The sequence below is a fragment of the Hymenobacter sp. UYAg731 genome, from assembly GCF_054061335.1.
The window spans coordinates 110,654-128,862 of record NZ_JBSSEC010000001.1 but is presented as its reverse complement, the minus strand read 5'-3'; the positions used below and the strand labels follow the sequence as shown (position 1 = coordinate 128,862).

Annotated in this window: 13 protein-coding genes; 6 read left to right on the top strand and 7 right to left on the bottom strand. The window is 62.3% G+C overall.

From position 1 onward, the window contains the following. Positions 1 to 29 precede the first annotated feature (29 nt). Both ACVWYF_RS00545 and ACVWYF_RS00540 read left to right on the top strand, forming a co-directional pair. Positions 30 to 659 carry an ABC transporter ATP-binding protein gene (locus tag ACVWYF_RS00545; RefSeq protein ID WP_457063583.1) on the top strand — a complete coding sequence of 210 codons (630 nt, stop codon included), beginning with the start codon at positions 30 to 32 and terminating at the stop codon, positions 657 to 659. Positions 660 to 864: 205 nt separating this feature from the next. Then, entirely contained in the window at positions 865 to 1,227 is a 363-nt protein-coding gene (locus ACVWYF_RS00540; protein ID WP_457063582.1) for a hypothetical protein, read from the top strand. 87 nt (positions 1,228 to 1,314) lie between these two features. On the opposite strand, the gene ACVWYF_RS00535 is transcribed toward ACVWYF_RS00540, so the two are convergent. Beyond that, the gene (locus ACVWYF_RS00535; protein WP_457063581.1) at positions 1,315 to 2,154 is read right to left on the bottom strand and encodes a DUF4197 domain-containing protein; all 840 of its coding nucleotides are present in this window, start codon (positions 2,152 to 2,154) and stop codon (positions 1,315 to 1,317) included. A 62-nt stretch (positions 2,155 to 2,216) separates the two neighbouring features. Between ACVWYF_RS00535 and ACVWYF_RS00530 the strand changes: the two genes are divergently transcribed. Then, positions 2,217 to 3,569 carry a competence/damage-inducible protein A gene (locus ACVWYF_RS00530; protein ID WP_457063580.1) on the top strand — a complete coding sequence of 451 codons (1,353 nt, stop codon included), beginning with the start codon at positions 2,217 to 2,219 and terminating at the stop codon, positions 3,567 to 3,569. A 68-nt stretch (positions 3,570 to 3,637) separates the two neighbouring features. Next, positions 3,638 to 4,015 carry a hypothetical protein gene (locus ACVWYF_RS00525; RefSeq protein ID WP_457063579.1) on the top strand — a complete coding sequence of 126 codons (378 nt, stop codon included), beginning with the start codon at positions 3,638 to 3,640 and terminating at the stop codon, positions 4,013 to 4,015. 79 nt (positions 4,016 to 4,094) lie between these two features. Here ACVWYF_RS00525 and ACVWYF_RS00520 read toward each other — a convergent pair whose 3' ends face one another. The 6 genes from ACVWYF_RS00520 to dnaG all read right to left on the bottom strand — a co-directional run bounded on the left by ACVWYF_RS00520 (position 4,095) and on the right by dnaG (position 12,391). Then, positions 4,095 to 4,772 (bottom strand): hypothetical protein, encoded by a 678-nt coding sequence (locus ACVWYF_RS00520; RefSeq protein ID WP_457063578.1) that lies wholly within the window; start codon positions 4,770 to 4,772, stop codon positions 4,095 to 4,097. Between the two features lie 444 nt (positions 4,773 to 5,216). After that, a complete protein-coding gene (locus ACVWYF_RS00515; RefSeq protein WP_457063577.1) occupies positions 5,217 to 6,443 on the bottom strand; it encodes a bifunctional 3,4-dihydroxy-2-butanone-4-phosphate synthase/GTP cyclohydrolase II in 1,227 nt (408 codons plus the stop codon). 140 nt (positions 6,444 to 6,583) lie between these two features. Beyond that, positions 6,584 to 7,777 carry a glycosyltransferase gene (locus tag ACVWYF_RS00510; RefSeq protein ID WP_457063576.1) on the bottom strand — a complete coding sequence of 398 codons (1,194 nt, stop codon included), beginning with the start codon at positions 7,775 to 7,777 and terminating at the stop codon, positions 6,584 to 6,586. Then, a complete protein-coding gene (locus ACVWYF_RS00505) occupies positions 7,777 to 9,006 on the bottom strand; it encodes a glycosyltransferase family 4 protein (RefSeq protein WP_457063575.1) in 1,230 nt (409 codons plus the stop codon). Before ACVWYF_RS00505 ends, ACVWYF_RS00510 begins: the two co-directional genes overlap by 1 nt. A gap of 93 nt (positions 9,007 to 9,099) precedes the next feature. Beyond that, positions 9,100 to 10,155, bottom strand: a complete 1,056-nt coding sequence (locus tag ACVWYF_RS00500) for a potassium channel family protein (RefSeq protein WP_457063574.1) — start codon at positions 10,153 to 10,155, stop codon at positions 9,100 to 9,102. Between the two features lie 145 nt (positions 10,156 to 10,300). Further along, the gene (dnaG, locus tag ACVWYF_RS00495; RefSeq protein WP_457063573.1) at positions 10,301 to 12,391 is read right to left on the bottom strand and encodes a DNA primase; all 2,091 of its coding nucleotides are present in this window, start codon (positions 12,389 to 12,391) and stop codon (positions 10,301 to 10,303) included. A 166-nt stretch (positions 12,392 to 12,557) separates the two neighbouring features. Here dnaG and leuS point away from each other — a divergent pair, with 166 nt between their 5' ends. Both leuS and ACVWYF_RS00485 read left to right on the top strand, forming a co-directional pair. After that, positions 12,558 to 15,341, top strand: a complete 2,784-nt coding sequence (gene leuS / locus ACVWYF_RS00490; protein ID WP_457063572.1) for a leucine--tRNA ligase — start codon at positions 12,558 to 12,560, stop codon at positions 15,339 to 15,341. A 185-nt stretch (positions 15,342 to 15,526) separates the two neighbouring features. Further along, complete coding sequence (locus ACVWYF_RS00485; protein ID WP_457063571.1) at positions 15,527 to 18,109, top strand: M14 family metallopeptidase; 2,583 nt, start codon at positions 15,527 to 15,529, stop codon at positions 18,107 to 18,109. The last annotated feature ends 100 nt before the right edge of the window (positions 18,110 to 18,209 follow it).

The following is an 18,209-nucleotide window of genomic DNA, read 5'->3' as shown; positions in this document are numbered from 1 at the left end:
AACAACCCAATCAATCCACCTTCTCCACCTTGCAAATCACCGCTACAGGCCTGGGCAAGCGCTTCCAGCGCGACTGGATTTTTCGGGGCTTGACGTGCGTTTTCCGGCCGGGCAGCGCCACCGCCGTGCTCGGGCCTAACGGCGCGGGCAAGAGCACGCTGCTGAACACCTTTTCGGGGCAGCTGTTACCCACCGAGGGCACGCTGACTTATTCGTTGGTGGGCCAGGCGTTGGCCGTGGAGGACGTGCCCCGGCACCTGGCGTACGCCGCGCCCTACCTGGAACTGCTGGAAGAGCTGACGCTGCTGGAGATGCTGCAATTCCACACGCAGTTCAAGCCGCTGCGGCCCGGCGTGACGCTTGACCAACTTATTGGTATCATGTACCTCGAAAAGGCGCGGCACCAGCTGGTCCGCGAGTTTTCTTCCGGTATGAAGCAGCGGCTGAAACTCGGCATGGCGCTGTATGCCGATGCGCCCCTGCTCCTGCTTGATGAGCCCACTACCAACCTCGACACCACCGGCGTGGCCTGGTACCAGGAGCATGTGCAGGCCACCCGCGCCGGCCGCACCCTGCTGCTCAGCTCCAACGTGCCGGCTGAATACGGCTTCTGCGACGAGGAATTGATAGTGACGGATTTTCAGCCGGTGCGCGGGTAGCACCTATGATTTCCGGGCTTTCAACTCCCTGATTTCTTGGCTGCAATAGCAACCCGGTGAACCGGTAAAAACGCCTTTCCCAAGCTTGAGCTTATCTTTTTTCTCCCAATCAAAGGCGCGGGAAGGGAACTGGAAATGCACTGCGGACGTATCTTCGCGGCCTGCTCAAGCATCTTTTCTCACCTCACCCTAATCCGCCCCGGCCATGATTGATGACGACGACCTGGACGACAACTTGCTCGACGACGACGACAACTTGGACTCCTACGCTGCCAAGGGCGGCGCTGCCGCTATTGGCAATACCGAAGACCGCCTCTCGGCCAAATACGCCGACTACCTGATGTGGACCGACACGGGCTCCTCGCACGACGAGGCCCTGGACCTGGCCAACATGAGCGAAGAGGAATTTGTGGAAGCCGAGCGCGCCGAAAACTCCGACCGCGGCGGCTTCACCAGCCTCGACGATGACGAGGACGAGTTTGCCGACGACGACGATGAGGACGACGAAGGCTATAGCAGTGGCCGGGGCAGCCGCCGCGGCAGCAGCTTAGACAGCGACGACTACTAGGAAACTACGGTGCTTATGCCCACAAAAAAGCCCCGGCTGGAAATTCCAGCCGGGGCTTTTTCAATCAAGTAATCTGGTTAGCTGCGACTACCGGCCGAATACTGACTTAAGGATGTCGCTGGTGCGGGCGGCGGGGTTCTTGCGGATTTTGGCTTCCTCGTTGGCCAGCAGGATGAACAGGCCATCCACGGCTTTCTGGGTGGTGTAGTCGGCCAGGCTGAGGTTGACGGGCGTCATCAGCGGAATCTTGTTGTATTTGTCGGTAACGGTGGCGTAGGCGCGGCCGGCCCCTACCTGGTCGATGGCGGCTTCAATGTCGGGGTGGAAAGCCATAATCAGCTGCTGCTGCGTGGATTTGCGCAGGAACTGCGTGGCCGCGTCGGTCGAGCCGCTGGTCACCAGTGTGAGGGCGTCGGTGATGCTGATGTTGGCCAGGGCATTGAGGAAAATATCCTTGGCCTTGGGCGCGGCGGCCTCAGCGGCGCGGTTGAGTTGGGTTTCGAGCTGGGCGAACACCGTGTTCATGCCCGGCAGGCGGCCCACGGTGCTTTTCACGATTTCCAGGTCGGGCGGCACCGGGATGTGGATGTCGTCGTTGAGGTTGAAGCCGTCGGGCTCGGAGGCGAACTGCACGGCCTTCACGATGCCCTTGTTGAGGGCTTCCTTGACGCCGGCGCTGGCCTGGGCTTCGGTGAGGGGCGCAACGGGCGCGGCTACGGGCACAGGAGCTTTGGTGGTGGCGGCTTTCGCAGCGGCAGCCTTGGTAGCGGCGGCTTTGGCGGCGGCCGTTTTAGCAGCGGCGGCCTTGGCGGCGGCGGCTTTTTTGGCGGCAGCAGCTTTCGCGGCGGTGGTCTGGGCGTGGGCGGCGGGGGCCGAGGCGGCCAGCAGGCCGGCTACGAGCAAGGCACTGGCAATGCGAGTAAACATGAAAAAAACGGACGCGGCGGGAAAACCGGATGGCCCCTGTGGCTGTCCTTGGACCGCCGCTTGTGCAAATTGAAGACAAATTTGCGGCCAAACCTATTTTTTTCGCCCAACTCATGCCCACGGCCCAGCCCACCCCTGCTTCCAGCCCCCCCCAACTTCCCCACGCCGCGCCGCCCGATGTCGAAATTATGACCATCGGCGACGAGTTGTTGTATGGTCAGGTCATCGATACCAACTCGGCCTTTATGGGCCAGGAGCTGGGCAAAATCGGCCTGCGGGTGCGCCAGATTTCGTCGGTATCGGACCGGGCCGATGAGATTGTGGCGGCCCTGGACCAGGCCCGGCAGCGGGCGCAGGTGGTGCTCATCACCGGCGGCCTGGGTCCCACGAAGGACGACCTGACCAAGCACGTCCTCGCCCGCTACTTCGGCACCGAGCTGGTGATGCACGAGCCCACGCTGCACCACGTCGAAGAGATTTTTAAGCGCTTCCAGCGGCCCATGCTCGACGTGAACCGCCAGCAGGCCCTGGTGCCGGCCAACTGCGAGGTGCTGCACAACGCGGTGGGCACGGCCCCCGGCATGTGGTTTTCGGACCAGGGCACCATCTTCGTGAGTATGCCCGGCGTGCCCTTCGAGATGAAGCGCCTGATGACCGACCACGTCCTGCCGCGCCTGCAGGCGCAGTTTCACATCGCCCCCATCGAGCACGTCGTCGTCATGACGGCCGGCCTGGGCGAGAGCTTTCTGGCCAAGCAAATCGAGGAGTGGGAAGATGCCCTGCCCGCCAACTTCAAGCTGGCCTACCTGCCCAGCTTCGGGGCCGTGCGCCTGCGCCTGACCGGCTCCGACGACGGCCTCCCCGACCTGCGCGGCCGCATGCTGGCCCTGCTACCCGCCCTGCGCGAACGCATCGGCGAGTACATTTTTGCCGAAACTGAAACCACCCTCGAAGCCGCCATCGGCAAATTGCTGCTGGCCAAAAACCTCACCATCGGCACGGCCGAGAGCTGCACCGGCGGCATGGTTGCGCAGCGCCTCACCAGCGTCTCGGGCAGCTCGGCGTATTTCCGGGGCGGCATCGTGGCCTACCACAACGACATCAAGCAGCAGGAGCTGGGCGTGAAGCCCGAAACCCTGGCCGAGTTCGGGGCCGTGAGCGAGGCCACCGTGCGCGAGATGGCCGAGGGGGCCCGCCACCGCCTGGGCGTGGACGTGGCCGTGGCCATCAGCGGCATTGCCGGCCCCACCGGGGCCACCGAAACCAAGAAAGTAGGGACCGTCTGCCTCGCCTACGCCGACGCCACCCACACCATCACCCGCGAGTACGTGCTGGACCGGGGCCGCGCCCTGAACACGGAATACGCCGCCCAATCGATGCTCACGATGCTGCGGCAGCAGCTGGCGCAGGAGTAGCAGCAGCGCCGAAGTATACCGGTAGGCATTCCGTTTTATATCGAACAACTCTTTTCCTTCCTTAGCATATGTCGCCACTCCTTCTGCTGCCTTGCTGCTTCTTGCTTCTGTTGTTTGCCGATGCTATGCAGGCCCAACCGGTGCTTCCCAATAGCACGCAGGCAATTCACCCGTCAAACTGCGTCTTCCCAGCAGCAATGCAACCGCCGCTGCTGGCAGGCGATACCGTTTATGTAATGGCCAGTTTATTGAACATCCGCCCACGCCCCCGGGCCGACGGCCCCGGCAACCCGCTCCTCTACATAGGTCACAACCGGCAGGGAACCGTCGTTGCAGTACCCAATCGTAACTGGGTGCTGGTGCGCTTCACCAGCGAAGATGTTGGCATTGTAGGTTACGCATCACAATGGTACTTGGCCCGGCAGAAAACGAAACTGCGCCGTTAACACCTCCACGTCGACGCGGAGATATTAACGGCGCAGGGACGCGGATTACAACCGAAAGTCAGCGAAGCTAAATCTCGCGCTACGCCGCCTTCCCCGCCTTCTTCGCCTTGCCCCCGCCCGAATCCAGCAGTGCCCGGGCCGACTTATAGCCCTTGAACAGCTCCGGGTTCACGGTTTCGAAGATGCCCATGGCCTTGTCCAGCTCGTAAATCTGGGTCATCTGGGCTTCGTGGACTTCCTCGTAGGTGGCGTTGGCGTTGTGGCGGGCATCGAGCAGCGACTGGGTAGCGGGCAGGCCCTGCTGGAAGGCATCGGCCAAGGATTGGGTTTCGGTGAGGAAGTCCGTGTCGATGGCGTGGTCGGCCAGGGCCACCTTGTTGGCCTTGGCTTTGGCCAGTACCTGCTGCCCCACCCCGGCCTGCAATTCGGGCCGCAAGTGCCGGAACGCACTGCGCCCGATGGTGACCAGGCCCATAAAACCCATGTCGTTAGCCGCAGTTGCCACCATCTGCAGCGGCCCGAGCATCGAGAGTATCCGCGTTTCAAAGGCCTTCTGCTGCTTGGTGCGGCGCTCGGTCACCTTCTTGGTTTCGGTGGCCGTGAGGCCCGCTTTGCCCTGCACGGCGGGCAGGCCGGCCAGTACGTCGGCGGCCTCCTTGGCCGCAATTTTACTTTTGCCGATGGCCGGCATATTGGTGGTGAGCCAGGGCGAGAGCACGCCCATCATTCGGAATTGGTCGGCACGGAACGAGTGCATAAGAAAAGGAAGGGGTTAGGTGATGGTTAGGCCGGCTAAAGTAGCTTTTATTTTTCGGGACGGCCGCTCCGCCCGCCCGGTTCCAGCCTGCGGGCCGACGGCCGGCCGCTTGCCTGCCCGGTTCCAGCCCTTGCCGCCCCCGCTCCGGCCCTTGCCGGGCACCATCCCCGACTTGCCGGCGCGGTTCCAAGGCTTACCAGAGCCCTTCCGCTCCTTGCCTGCGCCTCGCCAGTCTTTGCCGGACCTTAACCACTGCTTGCCGGCGTTCATCTACGACTTGCCGGGCCTTAGCCACCACTTGTTGCCTCTCATCCACGACTTGTTGCCAGCGCCCGGCCACCCACGCAAAAGGCCGGCGTTGCGGCCGGCCTTCATGTAGCGCGGACTTTGTAGTCCGCGAGTGGAATCATTGGACTCGCGGACTACAAAGTCCGCGTTACTGCCTTACGCCGCCGGCGTTTCCACCGGCACCACGTTCATAATGGTATGCCCCATCTTATCGCGCTTCGTGGTCAGATAAGCTTCGTTATGCGGGTTCGCGTCGATTTCGATGGGCAGCGTTTCTACGATTTCGAGGCCGTAGCCGATGAGTCCGGTGCGCTTCTTGGGGTTGTTGGTGAGCAGGCGCATCTGCTTCACGCCGAGGTCGCGCAGCATGCTCGCGCCCACGCCGTAGTCGCGCTCGTCGCCCTTGAAACCCAAGTCCTCGTTGGCTTCCACCGTGTCGCGGCCCTGCTCCTGGAGCTTGTAGGCTTTGAGCTTGTTGAGCAGGCCGATGCCCCGGCCCTCCTGGTTCATGTACACGATGACGCCGCGGCCTTCGCGCTCAATCTGACGCATGGCCTGGCGCAGCTGCGGGCCGCAGTCGCAGCGGCACGAGCCGAAGATGTCGCCCGTCACGCAGGAGCTATGCACGCGCACCAGCACCGGCTCCGGCCCGCTGATATCGCCCTTCACCAGGGCCAGATGCTTGGCCCCGTTCGAGTTCTGGGTGAAGGCGTAGAGGTCGAAATCGCCGTCCTCGGTGGGCATTCGCACCGAGATTTCGCGGGTAATCAGGCTTTCGGTAGCGAGGCGGTACTTGATGAGGTCCTGCACCGAAACCAGTTTTAGGCCCCACTTTTTGGCCACGATTTCGAGGTCGGGCAGACGGGCCATCTCGCCGTCTTCTTTCAGAATCTCCACCAGCACCCCGGCCGGGGCCAGCCCAGCCAGGCGGGCCAGGTCCACGGCCGCCTCGGTGTGGCCGGCGCGGCGCAGCACGCCTTCCTTGCGGGCCTTGAGGGGAAAAATATGGCCCGGCTTGCCCAGCTCCTCTGGCTTGGTGGTGGGGTCGATGAGGGCCAGAATGGTCTTGCTACGGTCCGAAGCCGAAATGCCGGTGGTCACCCCGTTCTTCAGCAAATCGACCGACACCGTGAAGGGCGTGGCGTGCAGGGCCGTGTTGGTGCCCACCATCAGGTCGAGGCCTAGGGCTTCGCAGCGCTCTTCGGGTAGCGAAGCGCACACCAAGCCCCGGCCGTGGGTGGCCATGAAATTGATAATTTCGGGCGTAGCGCAGGCGGCCGCGCAGATAAAGTCGCCCTCGTTTTCACGGTCTTCGTCGTCAACGACGATAACAACTTTGCCAGCCCGGATGTCGGCAATGGCGGATTCGATGGAGTCAAGCATGGGGTGGGGTATTTCGGCCCATAACAGCGAGGGCCGGTACAAAGTTAGCCCCGGCTGGCCGCGCGCCCCGTAGCGCGAACTTTTCGTTCGCGTCCTCAACGGCAACCCGAACGGGACGCGAACGAAAAGTTCGCGCTACATTACTTCGCCTGCTGAAAGCGCTGCGTGGGCTGCCAAACGGTGGTTTTAATGCCCCGCAGGTAGCGCCAGTAGCCCAGCAGCAGGGCCGCGTTCATGCTATAAAAGTGCGTGATGAAGCGCAGCAGCCGGGGGTGCCGGCCGGTGCGTTGCAGCGCGGCATCGAGCAGCAGCAGCAGCGGCAGGCCCAGCTGCCCGGCCAGCGCCAGCTGAAAGAACCAGCCCGCCCCGTGCGCCACCAGCCCCACCGTGGCGGCCAGCAGCAGCAGCAGCAATTGCGGCGTGAGCCAGCGCAGCACCTTGTGCGACCACCACGCAAACGCCACCCCGCGCCACGGCGGCCACAGCAGCCGGCGGAACTCGCGCAGGTTCTGAAAATTACCGGCCGAAATGCGCGCCTTCCGCCGGAACTCCTCGGGCAGATGGTCCGAAACGTCCTCGTAGCAAATGGCGTCCAGCTCGTTGATGGCCTGGTAGCCATCGCGCAGCACGGCCATGGTGATGTAAAAGTCGTCGACCAAGAACTCGGCCGGGGCCGGGTGGTAGCAGGCGCGCCGCACCGCGAAGCAGCCGCCGAACGCGCCCATCATCGCGCCCCACACCATGCCTTCCTGGTATTTCATCCGGTTCTCGCGCTCCAGGTAGGCTTTTTCCTGACCCGAAATCCCTTCAGCCCGGTGGTCGGGATTGAGAATATTGCCGCCCACCAGGCCAATAGCCGGATTGTGGAAATGCTTGACCAGCTCAAACAAGGTATCAGGGGCGAAAAACACATTCGCATCCGTGAGCACCAGTACGGGAGCGGTGGCCTGGCGGGCCAGGCGGTCAATCACGCCGGGCTTGCCGGTGCGCTGGCCGTAGGCTTCGAATTGCAGCTGCGGGTGTTTTTGGGCCAACGCGGCCAGCAGGGCATTGGTCTGGTCCGACGAATTATCGGAGCCCACCAGCAGCCGCAGCCGGTCGAGCGGGTAGGTAGTGGCGAACGTGGTGCGAATTTTCTCTTCAATTACGGCTTCCTCGTTGTGCGCGGCCAGCAGAATATCCACGGCCGGCAGGTCGGGCGCGCCGGCCGGGTACACGTCCGGGTTTTGGCGGCGGCCCCGGGCCAGCCGGCCCAGCAGCACCGGAAACAGCACGTAGGTATGCGCCACCAGCAGCAGGCAGCCCCAAAACACCAGCAGGAGCGCGGCCATCATCATGCGGCCGGAACCGGCCGCAGCCGCTCGTATAAGCCCACGAACTGCCCGGTTACCCGGCGGCGGTCGTAGACGTGGGTGGCGGTGTGGGCGGCAGCTGCGCCGATGGCGGCCACGGGCACTTCCTGGCGGCCCCAGGCCCGGAGCGCGTCCAGCCACTCGGCGGCGGTGTCGCGCAGCACGATGTCGTGGCCGTCGCGCACGGCAATGCCTTCCGCGCCCAGCGTGGTGCTCAGCACGGCCTTGCCCAGGGCCATTGCTTCTATGATTTTGATGCGCATGCCGCCCCCGCTGAGCAGCGGCACCAGCATCAACTCATATTGCTGCATAAAGGCCGGGGCCGACTCCACAAAACCATGGACAAAGACGTTGTCGGTGCGCGGGCGTAGCAGTTCCTCCGGCGTGCCGCTGCCGGCAATGTGCAGCTCCACATCAGGCATTTCGGCGTGAATGGTGGGCCAGATTTCGCGCAGCAGCCAGTGCAGGCCCTCCAGATTAGGCAGCCAGTTCAGCGAGCCAATCATGAACAGCGTGCGCGGCCGGGGCTTGATGGCGGGGTCAGCCTGGAAGCGGGTGAAATCGACACCGGCGGGGATAAACACCACCGGCTCGGGGCAGCCCAGGGCTTGCAGCCGCCGGGCATCGTCGCCGGTAATGGCGGCCACGGCATCGAACTGGGCCAGGTGGCGGCGCTCGAAGCGTTCCAGCCGGGCGGCCATATCGCGCAGGTAGAAGCGCTTGAGCGGGTTCGGCTCGCGCCCGGCCAGCATGTGCCAGATGGTGTGCTCCAGGTTGTGGGCGCGCAGCACCAGCGGCGGCACGCGCAGGCCGGCGCTTTCGCGGCGACCCAGAAACTCGGCGTACCATGCGGCAAACGTGCCCTCAAACTGCACCACGTCCACCGTTTCATTTTCGAGAATTTCCACCAGCTTCTTTCCCACCGCCGGGCTGATGAACCGCTCCACGATGTAGGGCTGGCGGCTCAGCAGCAGGTTTTTCAGGGCGTGCAGCGGCGTAATATCCGTATTCACATCCACCGTCACCAGCCGGAAGTTCGGTCCCAGATGGTCCAACGCATCGGCCGGCTGGTGGTGCTTGGGCGTGTTGATGGCCAGCATCGTGACGCGGTGGCCGGCCTGCACCAGACCCGCCGCCACATCATACATGGCAATGGCCCCGCCGGTAGTAAGCGGGAAAGGAACGCGCGGGCAGAGTTGCAGAATATGCACTTGGGTGAGTTATGAGTTGAGCGTTAGGAGTTATGGGTTTTTGTCAGGTCGGTTGGCGTTACACCAACTTTTAACTCATAACTCCTAACTCAATTACAGTTGCCGGAAGCGCACTTCGAAGTTTTCAATCTGCTCCTCGCTGCCGAGCACCAGCAGCACGTCGCCGGCTTTGGGCACATAGTCCACGGGCGGGCTCACCAGTAGGGAGCCATCGGCTTGGCGCAGGCCGATGATGGTGGCCCCCGTGATGGAGCGCACGTCGAGCTCGCGGATAGTGCGGCCGTGCAAATCGCTGCGGATTTGCTGAAACGTCATTTCTTCGAGGCGCAATTTGTCGGCGCTGAGGCCCGAAATCAAATCCAGAAAGCGGATAACTTCGGGGCGCACCACCAGCTTGGCCATGTGTGAGCCCCCGATTTCGTCGGGCATGACCACCGAGTCGGCCCCGGCCGAAATGAGCTTGCTTTCCGATGTTTTGAGCGAGGCGCGGGCGATGATTTTCATGCGCGGGTTGAGGGCGCGGGCCGAGAGAGCCACAAACACATTGTCGGCATCCTTGGGCAGGGACGTAATGAGGGCCGAGGCGCGCTCCACTCCGGCCTGCTTGAGGATAATGTCGTTGGTAGCATCACCGAAAACCGTGAAGATGCTGCCACCGGGCACACCGTCGCCGTCGTAATCCTCGCCGGTATGGCCTTCGGTGATGCTTTTCATCAGGTCCTGGTTGGATTCAATCACCACCACGCGGGCCCCGCTGGCCCGCAGCTCCTGGTAGGCCCGGCGGCCATTGCGGCCAAACCCGCACACGATAACGTGGCCGCTGAAACGCTTTATCTCCTGGTCGGTTTTTATCATTCTATAAATTTTGCGCAGCTCGCCGTCAAAGATAAAGGAAGAGAAAACCGACACGAGGTAGGCCACCACTACCAGATTGTAGAGGATATAGATGGAAACAAACAGCCGGCCGGCTTCCGAGAAGGTGTGCAGCTCGCCATAGCCCACCGTGGAAATGGTCGTCACCGTCATGTAAAACGCATCGACAGGGCTGTAATGCTCAATGTAGGTGAAGCCGACCATGCCAATAATCATACTCGACACGGTGAGAATGACGGCCAGAATCAGGCGGTTGATGTTGAGGCGCTGGAGCATTAATCAGGTAGGCAAATAGAGGAGCAAAGAACGTCATGCTGAGCGCAGCCGAAGCATCTCTACCGCTGAAGTAATTATTTGCTATTGCGGTAGAGATGCTTCGGCTGCGCTCAGCATGACGTTCTTTTTCATTCGTAACGACTACTCAGGTGCCCCGCGCTACCACGGTTCCCAGTAGCGCCGCCAGCTCGTTATCCAGCTCCTTGAGGCGCTTGATGTCGCCGAGAATTTCGAACATTTCGGCGTCTTCAATTGGATGGCGCAGCTTTTCGAGGCACTGGTCAAGCTCGCGCTGGACGTGGACCTTGTTGAGGCGCAGCACGGCGTTGTCGCAGGCCAGCTGGGGCAGGTCCACTTCGTTGAAGACGTAGATTTCCTTGGTGCGCCAGTTGGGGCTGATTTCGTAGCGCTCGGTGGCCAGGTCGGTGATGAGCTGGCGGATGTCCTCGCGCTCGTTCTGGGCCAGCAGGCGGGCATCGGGGAAGCGGCCGGCCAGCAGCTCCTGCCGGCAGATTTCCCACATTTCGGCGTAGAGCGGCCGGGTGAGCGGGTTTTCGCCGAGCTGGCCCATGAGGTAGCCGGCCACGCTCACCTCGGGCTCAATTTCGCGACCGGAATAGAGGACGAGCAGGCGCAGAACCTCACGCTCGCAGACCTGGAGCATGTCGGGCGTGTCGTCTTCCCGGTCCGTTTTGCTGGGTCCCGACTGAAACGAAGCGCCCGCGCCCAGGATTTCCACGGTGGCTTCGGCCCCGCCGTACATCATCATTTCGGCCTCCTCCTCGTCCGTCATTGGGCGGGCAGGCGGGGCTGAGCGCGGGTTGGAGCTGGGCGGATAGCCGCTGTTGGCACTGCCTGCGCCCTGGCCGTAGTTGCCCCGGTTATCACCGGAGCCGCCGGGCTTAGCGGGCGACTTCACCAGCTTGTTATACTCCGTGATGAGCACCTGCTCATCGATGCCGAACGTGGCCGAGGTCTGCTGCAAAAACACCTGGCGCTTGATGGCGTCGGGCACTTTGGCGATGCTGTGCAGCACGTCGCGGATGGCTTCGGCCTTCTTCACCGGGTCGTTGCTGGCCTCGCGGGCCACGAGCGTGGTTTTGAAGGAGATGAAGTCCTGGCTCTGGGTTTCGATGTACTCGGTGAAGCGCTGGTCGCCCACTTTGCGGATGTAGCTGTCGGGGTCGTCGCCGTCGGGAAACAGCACCACGCGCACATTCAGGCCGCCTTCGAGCAGCAAATCCGTGCCGCGTAGCGAGGCCTTGATGCCGGCCGCGTCGCCATCGTACAGCACCGTCACGTTGTCGGAATACCGCTTAATGAGCCGGATTTGCCCTTCGGTAAGCGAAGTACCCGACGAAGCCACCACGTTTTTAATCCCGCCCTGAAACAGCGAAAGCACGTCCAAGTAGCCTTCGACCAGATAGCAAACCTCCTGCGTGCGAATAGCCTGCCGGGCCTGGAACAGGCCATACAGCACGTCCGACTTGTGGTAAATCTCCGACTCGGGCGAGTTCAGGTACTTCGCCATCTTGTCGTCGCGCTTCAGCGTGCGCGCCCCAAAGCCCACCACCCGGCCGCTGATGTTGTGAATCGGGAACATCACGCGGCCCCGGAACCGGTCGTAGCGTCGGCCGGTGTCCTTGCCCTGGTCGTCGGTGCGGATGACCGTCAGGCCGGTTTTTTCCAGGTATTTCTTGTCGTAGCCGGCCGTTTCGGCGGCTTTCATCAGGTCGTCCCAGCTATCGAGGGAGTAGCCCAGCTCGAAGGTCTGGATGGTGCTCAGGTTCAGGCCGCGCTCTTTAAGGTAGCCATAGCCGATGCTCATGCCCTCCTCGGAGTTGAGCAGCAGGCGGTGGAAGTGGTTTTTGGCGAAGTCGGAGACGATGAATTGGGAGTCGCGCTCGTTCTGCTCCAGCTGTTGCTGGGGCGTGCGTTCTTCCTCCTCAATGGTGATGGCGTACTTTTTGGCCAGGTATTTCAGGGCCTCCACGTAGCTGGTTCCTTCCACATCCATCACGAACTGCACCACGCCGCCGGCCTTGCCGCAGCCGAAGCACTTATAGAGCGACTTGGCCGGATTTACCGAAAACGACGGCGACTTCTCGTTGTGGAACGGACACGGGGCCCACAGATTCTGACCTTTGCGCTTGAGCTGCACAAAGTCGCCGACGACTTCCACGATGTCGGCGGTCTGGATAATCTGGTCAACTAATTCTTTGGGGATGCGGGCCATGACAACAATACGGAAAGCCGCACGACAGTAGCGCGAACTTTGTAGTTCGCGTCCCCGCGCCGTTCAAGCCGCGTGAACGACTGGCGAAATGCGCGGGGACGCGAACTACAAAGTTCGCGCTACTTACGCTACGTCCTACCTTTGCCCGGAATAAACTCCGCGCAAGATGCCCGCATACCGTCCCGAAGAAATTGAAAAGAAGTGGCAGGCCCACTGGAAACAGCACCACACGTTCCAGACCCAGAACCACTCCGAGAAGCCCAAGTACTACGTGCTCGACATGTTCCCGTACCCCTCCGGGGCGGGCCTGCACGTAGGGCACCCGCTGGGCTACATTGCCTCCGATATCGTGACGCGCTACAAGCGCCTGCGCGGCTTCAACGTGCTGCATCCCATGGGCTTCGACTCCTTCGGTCTACCCGCCGAGCAGTACGCCATCCAGACCGGCCAGCACCCCGCGCTTACCACCGATAAGAACATTGAAACCTACGTACAGCAGCTCAGCAGCCTCGGTTTCAGCTACGACTGGAACCGCGAAGTGCGGACTTCCGACGCCTCTTACTACAAGTGGACGCAGTGGATTTTCTTCAAGCTGTTCAACTCCTGGTACAACCTCGATACCAATAAGGCCGAGCCCCTCACCGACCTCACCGCCCGCTTTGCCGCCACCGGCAGCGACGGCATCCGCGCCGCCGGCGACGACGGCGACCGCCTCAGCTTTTCGGCCGGCCAATGGCAATTGTTCAGTGAAAAGCAGAAGCTGGCCGCCGTGCTCCCCTACCGCCTCGCCTACCAGCAGGACACCTACGTGAACTGGTGCCCTGGCCTGGGCACGGTGCTGAGCAATGATGAAGTGAAAGACGGCCTGAGCGAGCGGGGAGGATTCCCCGTCGAGCGCCGCCTCATGCCCCAGTGGAACCTGCGCATCACCGCCTACGCCGACCGCCTCTTACTCGGTCTCGACCAACTCGACTGGCCCGATGCCGTGAAGGAGATGCAGCGCAACTGGATTGGCAAGAGCATTGGGGCCGAAGTGACGTTCCCGGTGCAAGGCTCCGAAACCGCCCAAATAAAGGTCTATACTACGCGCGTCGACACCATTTACGGGGCCACATTCCTGGTGCTGGCTCCTGAACATGAGCTGGTGGATGAACTCACCACACCCGCCCAGCGCGCCGCCGTGGACGAGTACATCGCCGCCACCAAGCGCCGCTCGGAGCGCGACCGCCTGACCGACGTAAAGGCCGTGTCCGGCGTGTTCACCGGGGCTTACGCCCTGAACCCGGTGAATAACGAGCCCGTGCCCATCTGGCTGGCCGACTACGTGCTGGCCGGCTACGGCACCGGCGCGGTGATGGCCGTGCCCAGCGGCGACCAGCGCGACTACCTCTTCGCCCAGCACTTCAACCTACCCATCCCCGCCATTTCCGACGCCCAGCAGGGCCTCGACCAGCAGGCCGACCCCACCAAGGAAGGCCGCTACATCAATTCCGGCATCATCAACGGCCTCACCTACAAAGAAGCCACGCCCAAGCTCATCGCCTTCCTCGAAGAAAAGGGCCTGGGCAAAGGCAAGGTGAATTTCCGCCAGCGCGACGCCATTTTCGGCCGCCAGCGCTACTGGGGCGAGCCCATTCCGATTTACTACAAGGACGGCACCGCGTATGGCATCGCCGAAAGCGACCTGCCGCTGGTGCTACCCGAAATCGACGAGTACAAGCCCACCGAAACCGGCGAGCCGCCCCTCGGCCGCGCCCAAAACTGGCTCTATAAGGATAAATACCCCTACGAGCTGAGCACCATGCCCGGCTGGGCGGGCTCGTCGTGGTACTACCTCCGCTACATGGACCCCACCAACGAAGCCCGCTTCGTATCGGAGGAAGCCGAGCACTACTGGGGCAGCGTGGACCTCTACATGGGCGGGGCTGAGCACGCCACCGGCCACCTGCTCTACGCCCGGTTCTGGTACCTGTTCCTAAAGGATTTGGGCCTCGTCAGCAGCGGCGAGCCATTTCAGAAACTGATTAATCAGGGGATGATATTGGGCCGGTCGAATTTCGTGTATCGCATCAACGGCACCAATAAATTCGTGACGCTGGGCAAGAAAGACCAGTACGAAACCACCGCTTTGCACGTCGATGTGAGCATTCTGGAGAATGACATTCTCGACATGGAAGCCTTCCGGAAATGGCGGCCTGATTACAGCGATGCCGAATTCATTACGGAAGACAACGGCACGTACGTAAGCGGCTGGGAAGTTGAAAAAATGTCGAAAGCCAAATTCAATGTCATTAATCCGAATGACTTGATTGGCAAATACGGCGCGGACGCGCTGCGCCTCTACGAGATGTTCCTCGGCCCGCTGGAGCAGTACAAGCCCTGGAACACCAACGGCATCAGCGGCGTGAGCGGCTTCCTAAAGAAGCTCTGGCGCCTCTTCCACCCCGAAGACGGCCCCCTGGCCGTAACCGACGAGGCCGCCACCCCGGCCGAGCTCAAGGTGCTGCACCGCGCCATCCAAAAGGCCCAGGAAGACATCGAGAAGTTCAGCTTCAACACCTCCGTCAGCCTGTTCATGATTACCGTGAACGAGCTCACGGCCTTCAAGTGCCACAAGCGCGCTATTCTGGAGCCGCTGGTGCTGCTGGTGAGCCCGTACGCCCCGCACTTGGCCGAGGAGCTGTGGCAGGAGCTGGGCCACGCGGCCGGCAGCATCTCCACGGCCAGCTACCCCGAGTTCCGCGAAGAATTCCTTGTGGAAGACACCGTGACCTACCCGCTGGCCATCAACGGCAAGGTGCGCGAGCAGATGCAGTTTGCCGCCGCCGCCACCGCCGCCGAGATTGAAACCGCCGTGCTGGCGTCGGATTTCCTGGCGAAGCACGGCGAAGGCAAGTCGGCGAAGAAGGTGATTGTGGTGCCGGGGCGGATGGTGAACGTGGTGGTGTAAATCCCTGCTGAAACTGTTGGCAAGCCCCAGCGGGGCGGCATTCGTTGAACGAGTGTCGCCCCGCTGGGGCTTTTTCATTCTTTTTGCGTTGCTTACTACTGCTATGCCGCCCCGCTGGGACTCATAGACGAGAAGTGTACTTCATCTTTGCACACAACAACATTGGCATTTCATCCTACTTTCTAATGCATCTTTTTACTTCTGGACGACGGCTTCTTGGACTACTGGCTATACTCCTATCAGTCAGCTTCGCCGCCCGCGCCCAAACCACCGATGCCTCCGGCCCGCTGCTCACGCCCGAGCAGTTCCTCGGCTACAAGCTCGGAGCGCAGTTCACGCCCCACGCCGACCTGCTGCGCTACGTGGCCCACATCACCGCCCACGCACCCGGCCGCATGAAGCTTGTGCGCTACGGCAGCACCTACGAGAAGCGCCCGCTCGAAGTGGTGCAGATTGCCAGCGCCGAAACATTCGGAAAGCTCGAAGACGTGCGCCACAACAATCTGCGCCTCGCTGGCCTTGAAAGCGGCAGCGGCCAACGCCAAATGCCCGGCGTGTGCTGGCTGAGCTACAACGTACACGGCAACGAAGCCGTGAGCTCCGAAGCCGTGATGCAGGTGCTTTACGACCTGGCCAACCCGCAGGACCAGCAGATGCAGGACTGGCTCAATAACACCGTCGTCATCGTCGACCCCTGCATCAACCCCGACGGCCACGACCGGTACGTGAACTGGTACAACCGCGTCCGCAACCAGTCAGGCAACGCCGGCCCCGATTCCTGGGAACACCACGAGCCCTGGCCCGGCGGCCGCTTCAACCACTACTATTTCGACCTGAACCGCGACTGGGCCTGGCAAACCCAGCAGGAAACCAAGCAGCGCATCGCCCTCTACAACCAGTGGCTGCCCGAAGTACACGCCGATTTCCACGAGATGGGGCCGAACAACACCTACTACTTCTCGCCCGCCGCCAAGCCCTACCACGCCGACCTCACGGCCTGGCAGCGCAAGTTTCAGGGCGTGCTGGGCGATTACAACAAAGTGGCCTTCGACAAGAACAACTGGCTGTATTTCACCCGCGAAGTCTACGACCTCTACGCCCCCACCTACGGCGACACCTGGCCCAGCTTCAACGGGGCCATTGGCATGACGTATGAGCAGGGCGGCGGCGGCCCCGCCGGCGTGGCGTACGCCCGCCTCGACGGCGACACCCTGACGCTGGCCCAGCGCATCGCGCACCACCACGCGGCCAGCCGCGCTACCATCCAGGCCACCGCCGAGCGGCACGACGACCTGCTACGCGAGTTCCAGAGCTACTTCGCCAACGCCACCAGCAAGCCCCAGGGCGAGTTCAAGAGCTACGTGATGGCGGCCGGCAACGACCCCGGCCAGCTCCGCGCCTTCACCCAGTACCTCGACCGCAACCAGATTCGGTATGGCTACGCCCTCAAGCGTACCAAAACGCGCGGCTTCAGCTACACCAGCGGCAAAACCGGCGACGTCACCATTGAGCCCCGCGACGTGGTTATCAGCATGTATCAGCCCAAATCGACGCTGGTGAAGGTGCTGTTCGAGCCCAAGTCCCAGCTCGAAGATTCGCTCACCTATGACATCACCTCCTGGGCGCTGCCCTACGCCTTCGGCCTGAAATCCTACGCCGTGGCCGGCCGCCTCGATGCCTCAACTGGCGCGACCGCCACCGCCAGCGTGAAGGGTAGCGCCGCTACGGCCGACCGCCCTTACGCCTACCTCGCCCGCTGGAACTCTTTGCAGGACGTGCGCTTCCTTAGCCGCCTGCTGCAACAAAAAGTGAAAGTGCGCTACGCCGAAAAGGCCTTCGAGTCGGAAGGCCAGCAGTACGCGCCCGGCACGCTCATCATCACCCGCACCGGCAACGAAGGCCTCGGGGCGCGGTTCGACCAGCTGGTGCGCGCCCAGGCCGACTCGGCCGGCACCACGGTTATGGCCGTAAAATCAGGCTTTTCGACTACGGGACGCGACCTGGGCTCCAACTCGGTGCATTTTGTGAAGCAGCCCACCGTGGCCGTAGTAGCTGGCCCCGGCGTGGATGCCACGGCTTTCGGTGAGGTGTGGCACTTCTTCGAACAGCAACTGGGCTACCCGCTCACGGTACTCGGCACCGACTACCTCAGCCGCGTTTCGCTTAATAAATACAACGTGCTCATCCTGCCTAACGGCGGCGGCTACGGCGACGTGTACAACGACCGTAACCTCGAAAGCCTCAAAGCCTGGGTGCGTGACGGCGGCCGCCTCATCGCGCTGGAAGGCGCGGCCAAATTCCTGTCCGGCAAAAAGGATTTCCTGCTCAAGCCCAAAACCGCCGATTCCACCGCCATCAAAAAAGACCTCAAGGCCAACCCCTACCGCCTGCTGCGCCGCTACGGCGACGCCGAGCGCGAGGAAGCCGAGGATGCCGTGCAGGGCAGCATCTACCGCGTGCAGCTCGACAACACCCACCCGCTGGCCTTCGGCTACGGCGACACCTATTTTGCGCTGGTCCGCAATCCGCTCAACTACAGCTTCCTGGGTAAAGGAGGCTGGAACGTGGGCGTCATCAAGAAGGACAGCTATTCCGCCGGTTTCACCGGCACCAAAGCCCGCAAGGAGCTTAGCGACACGTTCGTGGTCGGCACCCAGGATTTAGGCCGCGGCTCGGTGGTTTATTTAGGTGATAACCCGCTGTTCCGCGCCTTCTGGCAGGGCGGCAAACTGATGTTTGGCAACGCGGTTTTCCTGGTCGGGCAGTAGCACACGTAGCTTGGACGCTGCAAGTCCGAGCCGCGAGCACAGCGAGCATCTTGCGTATGGATTCGTCCAGTTCCGTATGCTCGCTGCGCTCGCGGCTCAG